Annotated in this window: 16 protein-coding genes and 1 pseudogene; 7 read left to right on the forward strand and 10 right to left on the reverse strand. The window is 71.6% G+C overall.

The features are described from left to right. Nucleotides 1-89 precede the first annotated feature (89 nt). Complete coding sequence (locus ET989_RS07265; protein ID WP_131167885.1) at nucleotides 90-1,442, forward strand: M23 family metallopeptidase; 1,353 nt, start codon at nucleotides 90-92, stop codon at nucleotides 1,440-1,442. 24 nt (nucleotides 1,443-1,466) lie between these two features. Here the strand turns inward: ET989_RS07265 and ET989_RS07270 are convergent, their stop codons facing one another. Beyond that, on the reverse strand, nucleotides 1,467-3,803 hold the full coding sequence (locus tag ET989_RS07270; RefSeq protein ID WP_131167886.1) for a RecQ family ATP-dependent DNA helicase: 2,337 nt from the start codon (nucleotides 3,801-3,803) through the stop codon (nucleotides 1,467-1,469). A 201-nt stretch (nucleotides 3,804-4,004) separates the two neighbouring features. On the opposite strand from ET989_RS07270, the gene ET989_RS07275 reads away from it, so the two are divergent. Both ET989_RS07275 and ET989_RS07280 read left to right on the forward strand, forming a co-directional pair. Continuing rightward, on the forward strand, nucleotides 4,005-4,655 hold the full coding sequence (locus ET989_RS07275) for a hypothetical protein (protein WP_131167887.1): 651 nt from the start codon (nucleotides 4,005-4,007) through the stop codon (nucleotides 4,653-4,655). A 175-nt stretch (nucleotides 4,656-4,830) separates the two neighbouring features. Next, complete coding sequence (locus ET989_RS07280; protein WP_241656255.1) at nucleotides 4,831-6,117, forward strand: ammonium transporter; 1,287 nt, start codon at nucleotides 4,831-4,833, stop codon at nucleotides 6,115-6,117. 77 nt (nucleotides 6,118-6,194) lie between these two features. Here the strand turns inward: ET989_RS07280 and ET989_RS07285 are convergent, their stop codons facing one another. The 9 genes from ET989_RS07285 to ET989_RS07325 all read right to left on the reverse strand — a co-directional run bounded on the left by ET989_RS07285 (nucleotide 6,195) and on the right by ET989_RS07325 (nucleotide 15,067). Further along, complete coding sequence (locus ET989_RS07285) at nucleotides 6,195-6,674, reverse strand: hypothetical protein (protein ID WP_131167888.1); 480 nt, start codon at nucleotides 6,672-6,674, stop codon at nucleotides 6,195-6,197. A gap of 54 nt (nucleotides 6,675-6,728) precedes the next feature. Then, on the reverse strand, nucleotides 6,729-7,295 hold the full coding sequence (gene cobO, locus ET989_RS07290; protein WP_131167889.1) for a cob(I)yrinic acid a,c-diamide adenosyltransferase: 567 nt from the start codon (nucleotides 7,293-7,295) through the stop codon (nucleotides 6,729-6,731). After that, on the reverse strand, nucleotides 7,292-8,152 hold the full coding sequence (locus ET989_RS07295; RefSeq protein WP_131167890.1) for an ABC transporter ATP-binding protein: 861 nt from the start codon (nucleotides 8,150-8,152) through the stop codon (nucleotides 7,292-7,294). The genes cobO and ET989_RS07295 overlap by 4 nt, the downstream gene beginning before the upstream one ends. After that, nucleotides 8,149-9,246 (reverse strand): FecCD family ABC transporter permease, encoded by a 1,098-nt coding sequence (locus ET989_RS07300; RefSeq protein WP_131167891.1) that lies wholly within the window; start codon nucleotides 9,244-9,246, stop codon nucleotides 8,149-8,151. Before ET989_RS07300 ends, ET989_RS07295 begins: the two co-directional genes overlap by 4 nt. Next, entirely contained in the window at nucleotides 9,243-10,235 is a 993-nt protein-coding gene (locus ET989_RS07305) for an ABC transporter substrate-binding protein (protein WP_131167892.1), read from the reverse strand. The genes ET989_RS07300 and ET989_RS07305 overlap by 4 nt, the downstream gene beginning before the upstream one ends. Nucleotides 10,236-10,620: 385 nt before the next feature. Then, nucleotides 10,621-12,015, reverse strand: coding sequence for an MATE family efflux transporter (locus tag ET989_RS07310; RefSeq protein ID WP_131167893.1), 1,395 nt, complete (start codon nucleotides 12,013-12,015; stop codon nucleotides 10,621-10,623). 401 nt (nucleotides 12,016-12,416) lie between these two features. Then, entirely contained in the window at nucleotides 12,417-14,192 is a 1,776-nt protein-coding gene (gene arsA, locus ET989_RS07315; RefSeq protein WP_131167894.1) for an arsenical pump-driving ATPase, read from the reverse strand. A 30-nt stretch (nucleotides 14,193-14,222) separates the two neighbouring features. Further along, nucleotides 14,223-14,594, reverse strand: coding sequence for an arsenite efflux transporter metallochaperone ArsD (gene arsD, locus ET989_RS07320; protein WP_131167895.1), 372 nt, complete (start codon nucleotides 14,592-14,594; stop codon nucleotides 14,223-14,225). 95 nt (nucleotides 14,595-14,689) lie between these two features. After that, a complete protein-coding gene (locus ET989_RS07325) occupies nucleotides 14,690-15,067 on the reverse strand; it encodes an ArsR/SmtB family transcription factor (protein ID WP_131167896.1) in 378 nt (125 codons plus the stop codon). A gap of 71 nt (nucleotides 15,068-15,138) precedes the next feature. On the opposite strand from ET989_RS07325, the gene arsB reads away from it, so the two are divergent. From arsB to ET989_RS07340, 4 genes and pseudogenes are all read left to right on the forward strand, one after another. Continuing rightward, complete coding sequence (gene arsB / locus ET989_RS07330; RefSeq protein WP_131167897.1) at nucleotides 15,139-16,284, forward strand: ACR3 family arsenite efflux transporter; 1,146 nt, start codon at nucleotides 15,139-15,141, stop codon at nucleotides 16,282-16,284. An 8-nt stretch (nucleotides 16,285-16,292) separates the two neighbouring features. Further along, nucleotides 16,293-16,580 (forward strand): annotated as a pseudogene (locus tag ET989_RS15550) (arsenate-mycothiol transferase ArsC); the annotation flags it as partial. A 159-nt stretch (nucleotides 16,581-16,739) separates the two neighbouring features. Next, complete coding sequence (locus ET989_RS15555; RefSeq protein ID WP_241656266.1) at nucleotides 16,740-17,147, forward strand: arsenate reductase ArsC; 408 nt, start codon at nucleotides 16,740-16,742, stop codon at nucleotides 17,145-17,147. 10 nt (nucleotides 17,148-17,157) lie between these two features. Further along, nucleotides 17,158-17,766 (forward strand): arsenate reductase ArsC, encoded by a 609-nt coding sequence (locus tag ET989_RS07340; protein ID WP_241656256.1) that lies wholly within the window; start codon nucleotides 17,158-17,160, stop codon nucleotides 17,764-17,766. Nucleotides 17,767-18,052 lie beyond the last annotated feature (286 nt).

Genomic DNA, 18,052 nt, shown 5'->3' on the forward strand with positions numbered 1-18,052 from the left:
CCCGGCGCGTCCGGCCGGGATCGCGCGCGCGTCGCCCGTAACCTCGGCAGCACGCCAACCGATCCGATAGGGGACCGTACGTGCGACAGGTGCCTTCCTCCGCCTGCTCCACGGCTCCCGGCCGACGCGCCGTCCGCGCGCTCGCTGCCGGAGCCGCCAGCATCGCCCTCCTGTGGGGCGCCGTGCTGCCCGCGAGCGCCGACCCGTTGTCCGACCGACACGCCCAGATCGCCCGCGAGCTCGAACAGAGCCGCGCCGCGATCGACGAGCACAGCTCCGAGTTGGCGGACGCCGAGGCCGCGCTCGAGGCGTCCCAGCGGCAGCTCGACGAGGCGCGCGCCGCACTGGACAGGACGCGCGCCGACCTCGTCGAGGCCGAGCGCCTCGACGACGAGCTGGCCGAAGAGCTGCGCCGCCAGCGGGCCCTGCTGCGCACAGCGCAGGCGGAGACCGCGCAGGCGCGCGACCACGTGGCCGAGCAGCAGAAGCTCATCAGCAGCGCCGCCCGGGACGCCTACCAACGCCAGACCAACCTCGCCGGCATCGTCGTGGTGCTCGGGGGGCGCAACCCCAGCGAGATCGGCCAGCGCCTCCAGTGGGACACCACGATCTTCGACTCCACCGCCCAGCGGATGGACGAGCTGAAGGTCCTCGAGCGTCGCCTCGCGGACGCCGAGGCCGCCCAGGCGGCCATCGAGGCGAAGGTGGCCGCCGACAAGCGTCGCAGCGCCGACAACGTCGCCCGCATCACCCGGCTGGAGCGCTCCGCGGTCGCGCAGGAGTCCGAGGTGGCCGCGCTCGTGACACGCAACGAGGCGTTCCGCACCGAGGCCCAGAGGGCGCTGGACGCAGACAACGTCGCCTACCAGTCCCTGCTCGCCGAGGAGGCGAAGGTGCAGGGCGAGGTGGCCAGCCGCGCCGCAGAGCAGCTCGCCCGGGGCGGATCGCGCGAGGACATCGTCCGCCTCGTGGCGATGGGCGTGGTGTCCAGCGACCCGAAGACGTACCCGCTGGTCAACGACGGGCCGCAGATGATCCTCAGCCGGCACGGCTTCATCCGGCCGGTGCTGGCGCGCCCGGGCTCGCCGTTCGGCCCCCGGTTCCACCCGATCCTGAAGTACTGGCGCGCGCACAACGGCAACGACTGGGGTGCCGCCTGCGGCGTCCCGCTGTACGCGGCCCAGTCGGGCACGGTCGTGAAGGCCGGCTGGCAGGGCGGCTTCGGCAACTACGTGGTCATCGACCACGGCGTCATCGGCGGCAAGTCGCTGATGACCGGGTACGCCCACCAGTCGCGGATGGCCGTGAGCACGGGCCAGCGCGTCGACATGGGCCAGCTCATCGGCTACGTCGGCACGACCGGCCTGTCGACCGGCTGCCACCTGCACCTGCAGGTCTACGAGAACGGGACGCCCGTCGACCCGATGCGCTACATCCCCTGACCGGCACCGATCAGGGGCCGGGCGTCACCCCACCGACGCGAGCGCGAGCGGCAGGACGGCGTCCGCCCCGGCCCGGCGTAGCAGGCGCCCGGCGACCGTCATCGTCCAGCGCGAGTCGACGAGGTCGTCGATCAGCAGCACCGGGCCCTCGAGCGCGGCGAGGCGCTCGGCCATCGCCGGCGGCACGGTGAACCGACCCCACACGTCGCGCACCCGGTAGGCCGAGTTGGTCGAGCCCCGCAACGGCTCCGCGGACGGCACCAGCTCCAGCGGGCCCAGCAACTCCAGCCGGCCTGCCGCGGCGACGCCCGTGGCCAGCGACTGCACCAGCCGAGGGCGCCCGAGGCTCGGCACCCACACCACGGCGGCGGGGCGGGCATCCCAGTCCCAGCCGGCCAGCACGCGCACGACCGCGCGGCCCAGCTCCGGGGGCACCTCGGCGTCGACCGCCCGGCCCCCGGTGTCGGTGGCGAACAGGTCGCGCAGGCGTCCGCCCCAGCCGAGGTCGGTGAGCCGTGCGACGACGCGCCCCTGCGCGACCTGCTCCTCGGGCGGGATCTTGCCCTTCACGGGGCGGCCGTCGACGAGCAGGCCCAGCGTGTCGAGCCCGGTGGGCCACAGCGCGCGCGGGGCCAGCGGCACGCCGACGTGGTCGAGGGTCTCCTTGGCCCGGTCGAGCGTGCCGACGGTCACTTCGGTCGGGAACCACGGTCGGGTGCACACGTCGCACCGCCCGCACGGAGTCGTGTGCGGGTCGTCCAGCGCCGAGGTGAGGAAGGCCATGCGGCACTGCTCGCCCGGTCGCGCCTTGTCGGTGCCCAGCCGCTGGTAGGCCAGCATGGCGTCCTGCTCGGCGACCCGGGCGGCGGCGACCCGCTCGTAGCGCTCGGTGTCGTAGACCCACGGGGCCCCGGTCGAGACCCAGCCGCCCTGGACGTACTCGACCGCCCCGTCGACGGCGAGCACCTTGAGCAGCAGCTCCAGCGGGCTGCGCCGGATGTCGACCCGCGCCTCCAGCGCCGCCACCGACAGCGGGCCGCCCGCCTCGCCGAGGGCCCCGAGCACGGCGTCCGCCTTCGCCTGGGTCGGCATCGCGTTGGTGGCGAACCAGTGCCAGATGTCCCGGTCCTCCGTGCCCGGCAGCAGCAGGACGTCGGCGCTCGCCGTCGCGCGGCCCGCGCGGCCGACCTGCTGGTAGTACGCCACCGGCGAGCTGGGAGCGCCGACGTGCACGACGAAGCCGAGGTCGGGCTTGTCGAACCCCATGCCGAGGGCCGAGGTCGCCACCAGAGCCTTCACCTCGTTGCGCTTCAACGCCCCCTCGGCGGCCTCGCGCTCGGCGGCGTCCGTGCGGCCGGTGTAGGGGAGCACGCGGTGGCCGGCCTTGGCCAGCAGCGCGGCGGCGTCCTCCGCCGCGGACACGGTCAGGCAGTAGACGATGCCGCTTCCGGGCAGCGCGTCCAGGTGTTCGGCGAGCCAGGCGAGCCGCCGCGCCGGGGTGCCGAGCTCGAGGACGCCGAGCCGCAGCGACTCCCGTGCCAGCGGGCCCCGCAGGGTGAACACCTCGTGGCCGCCCGCGGCCATCTGCTCGGCCACATCGGCGACCACGCGCTCGTTGGCGGTCGCGGTCGTGGCCAGCACCGGCACGGACGCCGGCAGCTCGGCGATCAGGTCGCGGATGCGCCGGTAGTCGGGCCGGAAGTCGTGGCCCCAGTCGCTGATGCAGTGCGCCTCGTCGATCACCAGCAGCCCGCACCGGGCGACCAAGGTCGGCAGCTGCTCGGCCCGGAACCTCGGGTTCACCAGCCGCTCGGGGGAGACGAACAGCACGTCCACGTCGTCGTCTGCCAGGTGCTGCTCGATCTGGCGCCATTCGGTCACGTTGGCGGAGTTGATCGCCGCCGCCCGGACGCCCGCGCGTTCGGCCGCCGCGACCTGGTCGCGCATCAGCGCCAGCAGGGGCGACACGATCAGGGCCGGTCCGGCGCCCGCGCGGCGCTGCAACAGCGCCGCGATGAAGTAGACCGCCGACTTGCCCCAGCCCGTCCGCTGCACCACCAACGCCCGTTCGTGCCGGGCGACCAGCGCCTCGATGGCCTCGAACTGGCCGGGGTGGAACTCGGCGTCGGGGCGTCCGGTCAGGTCGCGCAGGACGGCCACCGCCTCCTCGCGCAGGCCCTCGGCGCCGCGGTCCACCGCCGGCGCCGGGGACACGGGGCGCGTTTCGGGTCGCGTCGGACGCCGGGTGGGCGGGGGAGTCGTCGCCTCGGCGTCCGGTGGGAGCCACGCATCCTGCGGATCCGGTGGGAGGTCGTCCAAGTCGGCTGGCGGCTCCTCGGCCCAGAACTCCCGTTGCGTCATGCGTCCACTCTGGCACGAGCCGCCGACAGTTCCGTCGCCGGGGTCGCCTCCCAGCGTCCTGCGTCGCTCGTGCAGGTGGGCGCGGGCGTCCGCCTTTGTCGGCCACGGGCCGGACGCCGTGGGCGAGGCCTGGGCATCACCGCGGTGCTCTTCGTCATCATGGGTGTCTACCAGCTCTGGAACGCCATAACCTAGGCAACCATGGGAGCGACAAGGGCGGTGCAGCCCCGCCCGTTCGGGCTGGGCTGGTGGGTGGTGCTGGTCACCCTCGGCGGGCTGCTGAGCCTCTTCGCACCGGCCTTCGGGTTCCTGCTCGCCGAACGGCTCGGCACCCCGCCGTGGCTCACCTACCCCACGGTCGCGCTCGCGGGCGCGGTCATGGGGCTGGTGCTCGGGGCCGCCCAGGCCGGAGCGCTGAGCGGGACGGCGGTCGCCGTGCCGCGCGCCGGCTGGACGCTCGTCACCAGCGCCGGCGCGATGGTGGCGTGGGCGGTGGGCATGCTGCCAGTCACCCTCGAGCAGCTCGGTGAGCCGCTCAACCTGGCCTCGCGCCGCGTGCTGGCGGCCTTGCTGGCCGGCGCCGTCGTGCTCGTCATCGCCGTCCCGGCGCTGCAGTGGCTGCTGCTGCGCCGGGTCGTGCGCAAGGCCTGGCTGTGGATCCCGCTCACGGTCGTCGCCGCCGCGACCGGCCTGGGCATCGCCTGGGTCGCCCGCCAGGTCATGGACCCCGCCACCGCCGACGGCGCCCTCACCGGCTCGCTGGCCATGGCGGCCGTGCTCGCGCTGGCGTTCGCCCTTGTCACGGGCGTCGGGTTGCGCTGGCTCGCCGGCTCCCCGCGCCGCACCGACTGAGGGAGCTGTCGGCCGTCTCGTCGCCGCCGTTGCGTGATCGTTGCACGCCGTAACACGGCCGACGCGGAACGCGCACCTGCGTGAAACACCGATCCCGTGAGATGGGCCTCGGCGCCCCGTGGGGGCGGGAACGACGACAGCCGCGGGAGCGGTCACGTGAGAAAGGTCCAAGGAGATGGAAACGGAAGCGATGTGGGGGGTGGCATCCCAGGTCTGGGTGATGGTCTCCGCGGCCCTCGTCCTGCTGATGACGCCGGGTCTGGCGTTCTTCTACGGCGGGCTGTCGCGAGCTCGTTCGGCGATCAACATGATGATGATGAGCTTCGGCGCGATGGGGCTCGTCGCGGTGGTGTGGGTCCTGTGGGGCTACTCGATGAGCGGCGGCGGCACCAGCATCGCCGGGATCGTGGCCGACCCGATCACCGCCTTCGGCCTGCAGAACCTGCCCGGTGAGGACCTGGTCGGCGTCGGCTACGGCTCGACCTTCGCGATCATCACGGTCGCCCTCATCTCGGGAGCGGTGGCCGACCGTGCCCGCTTCAAGGCGTGGATGGTCTTTGTCCCGCTCTGGGTCACCCTCGTTTACGCCCCGCTGGCCTACATGGTCTGGGGTGGCGGTCTGCTCGGGGCCGACGGCGCGATCGGTTCGGTCGTCGGTGAGGCCCTCGACTTCGCCGGTGGCCTCGTGGTGCACATGGCGGCCGGTCTGGCCGCGCTCGTCCTGGCCGTGATGATCGGACGCCGCGCCGGCTTCGCGCCGTCGCTGCACAAGCCGCACAACGTCCCCTTCGTGATGCTGGGCGCCGCGCTGCTGTGGTTCGGTTGGTTCGGCTTCAACGGTGGCGCCGCGGGCTCCCTCGCCGAGGGCGGACTGATCTGGGTCAACACCCTCGTCGCACCGGGTGCCGCCCTGGTGGCCTGGCTGTTCGCCGAGCAGCTGCGGGACGGTCGCATGACCTCCATCGGAGCCGCCTCTGGCATCGTGGCCGGCCTGGTCGCGATCACCCCGGCCTGTGCCTTCGTCACCCCGCTGGGCGCGCTCATCATCGGCGCCGTCGCCGGCGCCATCTGCTGCTTCGCGGTCAACGTGAAGTTCAAGCTCGGCATCGACGACTCCCTCGACGTGGTCGGCCTGCACTTTGTCGCCGGCCTCTGGGGCACACTCGCCATCGGCCTGTTGGCCGTGGCGCAGGAGGACGGCCGAGCCGGCCTCCTCTACGGCGGCGGCTTCTCGATCATGACCTCGCAGGTCGTGGCCGTGCTGGTCACCACCGTCTACACCGTGGCCGTGACCGCGCTGATCGCCTTCGCGATCCACAAGACCATGGGCTTCCGCATCGCGCCGGAGGACGAGGTCGGCGGCATCGACCTGTCCGAGCACCGCGAGACCGCCTACGACCTCGAGGTGGCGCTGGCCTACACCGGTGCGACCGACGAGGCCGGGGAGCTCGAGAAGCACTGACCACCCACCCCAACCGATACGGGCCCCGCCTCGACTAGCAGGCGGGGCCCGACTTCTGCTGCTGGGTCGGACCGGCCTCAGTCGCAGTTCCCGCAAGCGCCCGTGGTCGTGAGCTGCAGGAAGCAGCGCGGACAGAACTTGGGTTCTGGGGTGCTACGGGTCGGCGTCCGCGGGGTGGTGGCTCGGGGCGACTGCGACCGCGACGTCGGCGTTCGGGGTGCGGAGGCGGACGCGCCCAGCGTCGACAGGGCGATCCCGAGCCACTCGGGGTCGCATTCGTGGTTCGCCCACGGGCCCTCGAACACGACGTAGCCCGGGGCGATGACCATGACGAGGCGGTCCTGGGCATCGAAGCAGCGGATGTAGCGGTCGTCGGCGGTTCGGGAGAAGCGGGCGACGCCGGTGCGCTGGAGGTGGCGGTCGAGGATGTCGGTGTCGTTGCCTGACCAACGGCGGTTCCAGCCGTGCACCTCGCTGCGGGCCATCGTGCGGCGCCCGGGTGCGGCCACCGCCGCCCGTAGGTGTTCCAGTTCGCTGTCGCTTGGTCGTGTGGCCATGGGGTCAGGCTAGTTGCCCGGGCACGGCGGCCCAGAGCCAACCCGGACGCTGCGTCAGAAGTCGATGCCGCGCCGGGCACGCACACCTGTTTGGTAGGCGTGCTTGACGTTGCGCATCTCGGTGACCGTGTCGGCCAGGTCGACCAACTCCGCGGGGGCGTTGCGGCCGGTGCAGATGACGTTGGTGGTGGCGAACCGCGAGCGCAGGGCCTCGATGACCGCGGCGGTGTCCACCCAGCCGTAGTTCATGGGGTAGGTCACCTCGTCGAGGATCACGAGCCGGTACTCCCCAGAGGCCAACACCTGCGATGCGATCCGCCAGGCCTCGCGCGCGATGCCGGCCGAGCGGTCCAGGTCGTCGCTCTCCCAGGTGAACCCGTCGCCGTGGGTGAGCCAGGTGACGCCGAGCCGGCGGGCGACCTCGGCCTCGCCGACGCGCCACTGGCCCGACTTCATGAACTGCACCACGCACACCGGCCACCCGCGGGCGACCGAGCGCATCAGCGTGCCGAAGGCCGCGGTCGACTTGCCCTTGCCGTCGCCGGTGTTGACGATCAGCAGCGAGTCGACGTTGCGGCGCTCGCGCGGCGGATGGTGGACGGGCAGGGCATCGGAGCTCATCGGGTTCCTCCAAGCTGGTCGGGTCGATGTGCGGCACGCGGGTGCGGGGGTTGCGTCGCACGGATCGGGACGACCGCGGGCCCTGCCGGCCGGTCGAGCACCTCGACGCGCGCACCGTAGGTGGCGCCCAGACGGGCCGCGCTCAACACGTCGGCGGGCGGGCCGTCGTGCACCACGCGGCCCTGGTCGAGCAGCACCATCCGGTCGGCGTACTGCGCGGCGAGGGTGAGGTCGTGCATGGCGGCCAGCACGGTCAGGCCGCGTTCGGCGCGCAGTTCGTCGACGAGGTCGAGCACGGTCTGCTGGTGGCCGATGTCGAGGGCGCTGGTCGGTTCGTCGAGCAGCAGCAGGCGGGGTTGCTGGCACAGGGCGCGCGCCAGGATGCACCGTTGCAGTTCACCGCCCGAGAGTTGGTCGGCCGGTCGGTCGGCGAACCCGGCCAGACCCAGGCGGGCGATCTCGTGGTCGACGGCGTCCCGGTCGGCGGCCGACTCGGTGGCGAACCGGCCGAGGTAGGGTGTCCGGCCCAGGGCGATGAGGTGGCGCGCCGACATGCCGGGCGGGACCACGGGGCGCTGCGGCATGAGCGCCACCACCCGGGCCAGGGCGCGGCGGCCCAGGGCCATCGGGTGGTGGCCGTCGACGCGCAGCTCGCCCGTGGCGGGCAGAAGCCCGGCGACCGCGTGCAGGAGGGAGGTCTTGCCGGCGCCGTTGGGTCCGACCAGCGCCACCCACTCGCCGGTGCGGACGGTCATGGTGAGGTCGCTGACCACGGCGTTGTCGCCCCGGTGGACCCCGACCCCACGGCAGCTCAGCACGTCGGCGCTCGTGGGGTTGGTCGTGCTCGCGGGGGTCATGCAGCCACCTTGTTGCGGCGCAGCACGACGAGGAAGAAAGGCGCGCCCACCAGCGCGGTCACCACGCCGATCGGGAGTTCGGCGGGCGCGACGGCTGAGCGGGCCACCACGTCGGCCAGCACCAGGAACGCCGCGCCGAAGGTCATCGACAGCGGCAGCAGCAGCCGGTGCGAGGCCCCGAACACGATGCGCACCGCATGGGGGACGATGATGCCGACGAACCCGATGAGCCCGCTCACGGCCACGACCGACGTCGTGCCGAGCGTCGCGATGAGCACCAAGGTGAGCCGCACGCGGGCCACGTCGACGCCCAGGCTGGCGGCCTCGACGTCGCCGACGGCCAGCACGTCAAGGGTGCGGCGGTGCAGCAACAACAGGGCCCAGCTGAGGGCGACCGGAGGCAGGACCATGACCACGTCGGTCCAGCCGTTGGTGCTCAGGCGGCCGAGCATCCAGGAGTAGACCGCCAGCAGCGAGTCGTCAAAGCGCTGCTGCACGAAGTTCTGGACGGCGCTGAAGAACGCGGCCACCGCGACGCCGGCCAGCACGATCACGGCTGAGGTGCGTCCTCCGCCGACGGTGTTGCCCAGCGCGTAGGTGGCCGCCACGGCGAGCAGCCCACCGCCGAAGGCGAGCAGCGGCACGACGAACGGCAAGCCGGCCCCACCCTGCACGATCGCCAAGGTTGCCCCGAGCCCGGCACCCGCGGAGACGCCCAGCAGGTAGGGATCGGCCAAGGGGTTGCGGAACACGCCTTGGTAGGCCGCGCCCGACACAGCCAGGCTCGCCCCCACCAGCGCGCCGAGCACGACGCGCGGCAACCGGATCTGCCACAGGATCGCCTGCTGCTGGGCCGTCAGGCCCGAGTCGACGTGGACACCGGGCAGGGCCCCGACGAGTTCGAGCAGCACGCTGCGTGCGGTCAGGCCCGCGGGGCCCACGAGGGCGCCCAGGAGCAGGGCGCCGGCCAGCACGATCGAGGCCAGGACCCACCGGCTGGGCCGCACCCACCGCCACCGGGACCAGGCCCGGATGGCGGTGGGGACGGTGACCCCGGGGTGGTCGGTGGATTCGACCGTGCGCGAGGTGGTCATGCCTTGGCGAGCTCCAGCGTGGAGACGACCTCGCCCAGGTTCTCGACGAAGTCGGCCACGCGCGGACCCCACCGGCTGGCGATGTCCTCATCGAGCACGATGACCTGCTTCTGCTCGACGGCACGGATGCCCGCCCAACCCGGGCGCTGCGCGACGAGCTCGGGCGTGACGCTGCAGCACTGGCTGTCGGCCAGCAGGATGAGGTCGGGGTTGGCGCTGACGACGTACTCCTCCGACAGCTGCGGGTAGTCGTCGCCGGCCGCGGCGGTGGCGTCGGCGATGCTGGTGAGTCCGTACAGGGAGTACACGGCCCCGATGAACGTGTTGCCCGTCACCGTGTAGAGGGCCGGGTCGAGCTCGTGGAAGTAGGTCACGCCCGACAGGTTCGGGGCCTTGGCGACCGCGGCGTCGATCCGTTGCTTCATGCTGCTGATGAGCGTCGCCGCCTCGGACGTGTGCCCGGTCGCGGCACCGATGCGCTCGATCTGGCCGTAGGCCTCCTCGAACGTCTTCGCGCTGGGCACCACGAGGGTGGGCACGGAGGCCTTTGCGAGGCTGGCGACGAGGTCGGCGTCCTTGCTGGCGGTGACGACCAGGTCGGGGGACTGAGCGAGGATCGCCTCGACGTTCGGCTTGAAGCCAGACAGGTCGGTGCGCGGCGCCTCGGCCGGGTAGTCGGACTGGTCGTCGACGGCCTTGACCTGCGGGCCCGCGCCGATCGCGAAGAGGGTCTCGGTGGCGGTGGGGCTGAGGGAGACGATCGCTTCGGGCAACTTGTCGATCGTCACCTTCGTGGTGCTGTCGGCGGCACCGCTGGTCACCTCGACGGGGAAGGCCGCGGCGCTCACGGCCGGGGTCGTAGCGGCGGTGTTGGCCGGGGTGCCCGCGGGGGCCGGCGCCGACATGGGGGTGCAGCCGGCGAGGGCGAGCAAGAGCGCGACGGCGCCCAGCCAGACCCTGCGCGACAGGGGTGCGGATGAGTGGTGCATGGGTGATCCTCCGTATTCGGTGCGGAGGACGAAGTCGTCGGCCGCAACGGGCGGAGGCCCTGCTGCACGAACTGTCCCTTCGTCCGAGGACAAGTTGCGTGGTCGTGGCGGAGGTGACCTGGCTCGACCGACTCGGTGGTCGGTTCCACAGTTGCGGTACAGCGCCGGGTTCTCACCGGACTTCACTGCCCTCCACGACACCCCCACGGCGTGGGAGCTTGGCCGACTCTACTCCACAGTGCGGGGGTGCGCCGATTGCGTCCCGCGGCTTGCGTCCCGTCGGTTGCGCGTCCCGATGCGCCGACAGGACACAACCGGGATCATCCTCAAGATCGAGACCGGACCCGGGTTCGAGGCGCTGCCGCAGACGCTGCTCGAAGCGGCCTCACCCCCGGCAGCTCGCAACCGGCTCCAACACCCCGGTCGCCTCGGCCTCGGCCAGCGCACGCTCGGCCAGCACCAACCGGCGCCGTTGCAGGAACCACGCCGCCGCGAGCGGGACCAACGCGCCCACCCAGGCCAAGGGCGCTGCCAACGTCACGCCCAAGAATCCCAATGGCGCGACCAACATCAGCCCGACAGCAGCGCGGGCCAGCAACTCCATCACGCCCGCGACGGTCGGTACCCAGGTCGAGCCCATGCCCTGCAGCGCACCGCGCCACACGAACAGCAGCGCCAGCACCCAGTACAGCGACCCGTTGATCACCAGGTACTCATGGGCCATCGCGACCACGCGATGCTCGCCCGGGCCGACGAACAGCCCGGCCAAGTCAGTCCCGAACAGCAGGATCGCCAAGCTCAGCACCAGCGACAACCCCATCGCCATCAACGCGGTCTGCCGCACGCCGTAGCGGATCCGCCACCACTGGCCGGCGCCCCGGTTCTGGGCCACGTAGGTGCTGATCGCCACGCCCACCGACGCGAGCGGGATCACGGCAACCTGGTCGACCCGCAGCGCAGCGGTGAAGGCGGCCACGGCGTCCGTGCCGAGGGAGTTGATGCCGTACTGCAGCACGGCCGCGCCGATGGCGATCACCGACATCTGGAAGCCCATGCTGAGGCCCAGGCGCGCAGCTTCGCCGAGTTCAACCCTCCCGACTCGCCAGTCAGCCGCGCGCAGACGCAACTGGGGGATGCGGAACCCGATCAGCACCAGGCACAGCGCCACCGAGATGCCCTGGGCGGCCACGGTCGCCAGGGCGGCGCCGCCCACACCCCACCGGAATACCGCGATGAACAGCAGGACGAGCCCCACGTTGAGGACGCTGGCGATGATCAGGAAGACCAGGGGCGTCCGGGAGTCACCCAGGGCGCGAATCATCGAGCTGAGGAAGTTGAACCCCACCGTGACCACGCTGCCGGCGAAGAAGACAGACAAGAAGGTCTGGGCGTCCGGCATGAGTTCGGCGGGCGTGCCCAGCAGGCTGAGTAGGGCGTGCGAGCCGAGGGTGCCGACCAGGGTGATCGCGAGCGCGATGAGCCCGGCCACGATCGCCCCGGCCGCGACGGCCCGGCGCGTGGCGCGCAGGTCCCCGCTGCCGAATGCGCGCGCGACGGGGATGCCCATGCCCGTCGACGCGCCCATCGCGAAGCCGAAGAGCAGGAACTGCAAGCTCCCGGACGCCCCGACCGCGGCCAGGGCGTCGACGCCGAGGAGGCGTCCGACGACGAGGGTGTCGGCGACGGCGTAGAGCTGCTGGAAGAGATTGCCCAACAACAAGGGCAGCGTGAACAGGATGATGAGCCGGACGGGTGGGCCAACGGTAAGGGACTTGGTCATGACAGCTTTCCGGGCAGCGAAGACAGGTCGGCTCCGCTGCCGGTGGATGGTGGTTGGTGTGGTGCGCACGTGGCGCGTTCACCGACCCTACTCCTGTCACAGGCGATCGTTAACGCAGTTGGCAAGGTTGTCGCGTGTTGGTGCTGCGAACGTGCCCACCCGGACGCGGTGGGCATGTGTCGACGGCGCTCGAAAACTGGGCGGTAACGGCGCTCGATCCCCACCCGGGACCACAGACCAGATGTCAACCCAACTCGCTGCTGACCCAGCCAGTCACCGTCGAGGGTGGGTCTGCGTGTACCGCTTGCCGGAGTGGATTCCCGCCTCGTGGAACAGGGTCGCCACCGTGCACCAGAAGGTGTGGGGATGGCCCACACGAACCCAGCCTTGGTGGCTCAACGCTACCGAGCGGCCAGGACCTCCTGCGGCCGGACCAGGTCCTCGAGGGCCGGGACGCCGATGGGCTCCCGCGACTGGAGGGGCACGACCGCGACCCTGGGGGCGATGGCGCGCACTCGGTTGAGGTGTTCGGCCTCGTTGTTGGCTCGACGGACGAGGAACGGCGAGGTGGGCGCGGCGGCGCTGAGCGAGTTGTTGACGACCCATGCCCAGGGGTGGATGTGGGCGCGCTCGAGGTCCTCGACGAGTTCCTCGGCCTCCAGGATGGGGGTGGTCTCGGGCAGGGTGACGATGATGATCCTGGTGTGCCCGGGATCCTGGAGGCGCATCAGGGGCGTGGTGTTCCGCGTCCGTTGGCTCTCGTCGAGGTGGCGCATGATGTCGCGGTGGTAGGAGCCGGTGGCGTCCATGAGGAGCAGCGTGTGGCCGGTGGGTGCGGTGTCCATGACGACGAACTGCGTCCGGGCCTGGTTCACCGCACGACTGAACTCCTGGAAGACGGCGACCTCCTCGGTGCAGGGGCTCATCAGGTCCTCCAGCAGCGCGGCTCGGCCGGCGTCGTCCAGGTTCTTGCCCTTGGTGGCCATCACGCGGTCCCGGTAGGCCTGCGTGGCCTGTTCAGGGTCGATGGCGTCGACGGTGAGGTTGGCCACGCCGGCCTCGAGGGTGGCGCTCAGGTGGGCGGCGGGGTCAGTGGTCGTGAGGTGGACGCGGTGGCCCCGTTCGGCGAGTGCCACCGCGATGGCGGCCGCGATCGTGGTCTTGCCGACGCCGCCCTTTCCCATCGTCATCACCAGCCCGTGGCCTTGGGCCTCGAGGTCGTCGATCAGCGAGGACAGTCCGGCCGGAGCGTCCCCACCGACCAACAGTGCCTCCGGCGCCTCGCCGGCGGGGAGGTCGTCCGAGAACAGGTGCTCGAGGGCGGGCAGGCCGACCATGTTGGTCGGTTTGAGGGCGATCTCGTCCCTGGCCAGCCCGGTCAGGGTGGCGGGCAGGTTCGCGAGAACCTGTTGCTCGCGGTCGCGGATCGCTTGGTGGAGGGAGTCTCCCGCGGGGCTGGGGGGCAGGACGCCGTTGAGGACGAGGTGGGTCGGGCGGATGCCGAGTGCAGAGAGCTCGTCGTGGGTGCGGGCGACCTCCCTGAGGGTGCTGGCCTGGGCGCGGGCGACCAGCACCAACCGGGTCGTGCCTGGATCGGTCAGGGCCTGCACGGCCGCGCGATACGTGGCACGGTTCTTCTCCAGCCCGCTCATCGGGCCCAGGCACGAGGCGTCGCCCTTGCCCTGGTCGAGGAAGCTCGTCCAGCTGCCGGGCAGTTGCAGCAGCCGGATGGTGTGCCCCGTGGGGGCCGTGTCGAAGATGACGTGGTCGAAGCCCGCGGTCTCGGTGGGGTCGGCGAGCAGCATGGTGAACTCGTTGAACGAGGCGATCTCGGTGGTGCAGGAGCCGGACAGCTGTTCGGTGATGGCCGCGATCTCGACGGGGGGCAGCAGCGGACGCACGGGCGCCAGGATCTGCTCCCGGTAGTCGGCGGCTGCCTGGGCGGGGTCGATCTCGATGGCGGACAGGCCGGGGACCTGCGTGATGGCGGTGACCCGGTTGCCGATCGCTGTGCCGAAGACCTGCCCCACGTTGCTCGCGGGGTCGGTGCTGACCAGCAGCACGCGCTTCCCGCGCCGGGCCAGCACCACCGCGCTGGCGCACGCGATGCTGGTCTTGCCCACGCCCCCCTTGCCGGTGAAGAACAGGTGGCGGGGCGGGTTGTCGAGGAAGCGCATGGCCGGGTCTCCTTCTGGCTCGGTGGGGAATCAGCAGCAGCCGGTGGAGCCGCCACAACCACCGGCGGTGGACAGGGGCAATTCGATGCGCAGTGCCGGTGTGACGCCCGCCCACTGCTGCAGCTCCTCGCGCGTGGGGTAGCGGCCGGTGAGCACGGTGATGTCGTCCACCACGGTCAGGGGCAGGCCGGCGGAGCCGACGGTCTGGACGAAGGCCACCGCGATCGGGTTCGCCGCGAAGGCCGCCGGATCGGTCGCCAGGTTGGCCCGGGCGATGTCGACGCCCTCGCCTTTCACGGCGTTCAGGTCCGCGGTGAACCGGACCAGGCTCTCGTCGACGTCGGTGCCACACACACCGGTGTTGCAGCACAGTGCGGGTTCGAAGACGCGGATGACGGCCATGGCCCCTCCCAGTGACTAATTGACGCTCATCGATATAGCCCTAGGGTAGCCCATATCGACGTGCGCCAATGCGATCCCGGAGAAGTCGGCGTCGGTCAGCAGCAGCGAGGGCCCTCGGTGGATTCGCCGAGGAAGTCCCGCGCGACATCGAGGACGTTCCTCACCACGGTGTAGTGGGCCCAGCGCCCACGCTGCTCGCGCGTGACCAGCCCGGCCTCGGTGAGCTTCTTCAAGTGGTGGGAGAGGGTGGGCTGGCTGATACCCAGGGCGTCCGGGAGGTGGCAGGCGCAGGCCGTGCCGTCCGGGGAGGCGGCCAGGTGCGCCAGGAGCCGCACCCGGGTCGGGTCGGCCAGCGCCTTGAACGTGTCGGCGAGGCAACCGGCGCGCTCGGCGGGCATCACGTCGGGGGCCGCCGTGGCACACGTCTCGGCCTCGATGACGAGATTGCTGAGGTCCAGTGCCGCGCGTGCCATCCGGCCAGTGTAGCCGCCATATTGACAGGTGTCGATGCAGTCGGGAAGGATGAGGATCGAACGTCGTCGATATGAGAGGTGCGATCGTGGCGCCCACCCAAACCCACTCGGCAGCCCACGCGACCGTGGCCGCGAAGATGAGCGTCCTGGACCGGTTCCTCCCGGTGTGGATCATCGCCGCGATGGCGGTCGGGCTGCTGCTCGGACGCCTCGTGCCGGGCCTGGCCCCGGCCCTCGAAGCGGTGAAGATCGGGTCGGTGTCGCTGCCCATCGCCTTGGGCCTGCTCGTGATGATGTACCCGGTGCTGGCCAAGGTCCGGTACGACGAGACCCACCGCGTCACGGCCAACAAGCGGCTGATGGCCCTCTCCCTGGTGCTCAACTGGGTGCTCGGCCCTGCGCTCATGTTCGCGCTGGCGTGGCTGTTGCTGCCCGACCTCCCCGAGTACCGGACAGGCCTGATCATCGTCGGGTTGGCCCGCTGCATCGCGATGGTGCTGATCTGGAACGACCTCGCCTGCGGCGACCGCGAGGCCGCCGCGGTCCTGGTCGCGGTCAACTCGGTGTTCCAGGTCATCGCCTTCTCCGCGCTGGGCTGGTTCTACCTGCAGGTCCTGCCGAGCTGGCTGGGCCTACCGACCACCTCGGCGGAGTTCTCCGTGTGGGCGATCTTCGTGAGCGTGCTGGTGTTCCTCGGGATCCCGCTGGCCGCCGGGTTCCTCACCCGGTACGTCGGTGAGCGCGCCAAGGGGCGCACCTGGTACGCAGAGCGGTTCCTGCCGAGGCTCGGGCCTTGGGCGCTGTACGGGCTGCTGTTCACCATCGTGCTGCTGTTCGCCCTGCAGGGCGACGAGATCCTCTCCCGACCGCTCGACGTGGCCCGGATCGCGCTACCCCTGCTGGCGTACTTCGCGCTGATGTGGCTCGGCTCGCTGCTGGCCTCGCGCGCGGTTGGCCTGGACTACGCGCTCTCGGCCACCGTCGCGTTCACCGCGGCCGGCAACAACTTCGAGCTCGCCATCGCGGTCGCGATCGGCACCTTCGGCATCACCTCCGGCCAGGCGCTGGCCGGAGTGGTCGGCCCGCTGATCGAGGTGCCGATCCTCGTGGGCCTCGTCTACGTCAGCCTGTGGCTGGCCCCGCGCCTGTTCCCCGGCGACCCCAGCGTCCCGTCCCGCTCGACCGCATCGACCCCTTCGTCCCCTTCGTCCCCTTGAGGAGACCCATGACCACCGATCGCCGTCCCACCGTCCTGTTCGTCTGCGTGTCGAACGCCGGCAAGTCCCAGATGGCCGAGGCGCTCCTGCGCCGCAGGGTCGGGGACGCCGTCGCCATCCACTCCGCCGGTACCAGGCCCAAGCCGGTCGAGGCCGGCGTGAACGCCGAGTCCGTGGCGTCCGTGGTCGAGGTCGGCGCCAGCATGGCCGGCGCCACCCCCAAGGGCATCGATCCCGACCTGCTCCGCACCGCCGACCGGGTCGTCATCCTCGGGGCGGACGCCCAGGTCGAGCCGGTCGAGGGCATGAAGGCCACCATCGAACGCTGGGAGACCGATGAGCCCAGCCTCCGCGGCATCGAGGGCGCGGCCCGAATGAACATCATCCGCGACGACATCGACGCCCGCGTTGGGGCGCTGGCGTCCGAACTCGGTGTCGAGCAGCGCCCCTCGGTCATGTTCGTGTGCGTGCACAACGCCGGGCGGTCCCAGATGGCGGCTGCCTATGCCCACCACCTCTCCGGCGGTGCGGTCGAGGTGCGCTCAGCCGGCTCGGCCCCGGCCGAGACCATCAATCCCGCGGTGCGGGAGGCGCTGCTGGAGGAGGGAATCGACATCTCGGCCGAGAAGCCGAAGGTGCTGACCGACCAGGCCGTGCGGGCGTCCGACGTCGTCATCACCATGGGCTGCGGCGACACCTGCCCGTTCTATCCGGGCAAGCGCTACGAGGACTGGGTGCTGGAGGACCCGGCCGGCCAGGGCGTGGACGCCGTGCGCCCCATCCGCGACGACATCAAGCGCCGCGTGACCGAGCTGCTCGCGTCGCTCGACGTACCCGTCCAGCCGCTGCCCGGCGACCGGTGAGGGGCCTGCCGTGATCCCGGACGCCTACGAGACCCTGAAGGCCGACCTCGAGTACAGCTACCGGGGCGTGTTCACCCCCGATGACGTCGCCGAGGCGGTCGACGCCGCGCGCGCCCTGCTGGAACCCCGCGCGCACGTGGAGACCTTTCTGCCCGTCCTCGTGGCGCGGCAGGCCCGCGAGCAACTGATGGCCAAGGCCCAGGCCGAGGGGCGGGTCGCGAAGAAGGTCCCCGAGGTCCTGTTCATCTGTGTCCACAACGCCGGACGGTCCCAGATGGCCGCAGCCCTCACCGAGCACCTGTCCGCGCGCCGGGTCCACGTCCGCTCGGCCGGCTCCCAGCCCACCGGGGACATCAACCCCCTCGTGGTCGAGGCGCTGGCCGAGCGCGGCATCGCCCTGACCGCCGCCTACCCCAAGCCGCTCACCGACACCGTCGTTCAGGCTGCCGACGTCGTGATCACCATGGGGTGCGGCGACACGTGCCCCTACTACCCGGGCAAGATCTACGAGGACTGGCAGGTCGCCGATCCCGCCGGCCAGCCGCTCCCCGTGGTGCGTGACATCCGCGACGACCTGCAGCAGCGGGTCGCCGAACTCCTGCGCCGCATCCTCGACTGAAGAAGGTCCCTCATGTCCCCCGAATCCGACCCGGCACACCGCAACGTCCACCAAGCGGTCCAGGAGCACTACACGGCCACCGCCCGCGCCCATCTCCAGGTCCTCGACACCCCGAACGCCGCGAGCGGGGCCGCGTGTTGTGGGGGCGGCGGGTGCTGCGGTTCGTCGCCGGCGGGTTCCACGACGGACGACCCCATCACGCGCAACCTGTACGACCCACACACCCCGTTCGAGGCGGCGCTGGCGGCCTCCCTGGGGTGCGGAAACCCCACGGCCCTCGCGGCGC

Origin of the sequence: Propioniciclava sinopodophylli, assembly GCF_004324755.1 — a bacterium.
In the GTDB taxonomy this organism is placed as follows: Bacteria; Actinomycetota; Actinomycetes; order Propionibacteriales; family Propionibacteriaceae; genus Propioniciclava; species Propioniciclava sinopodophylli.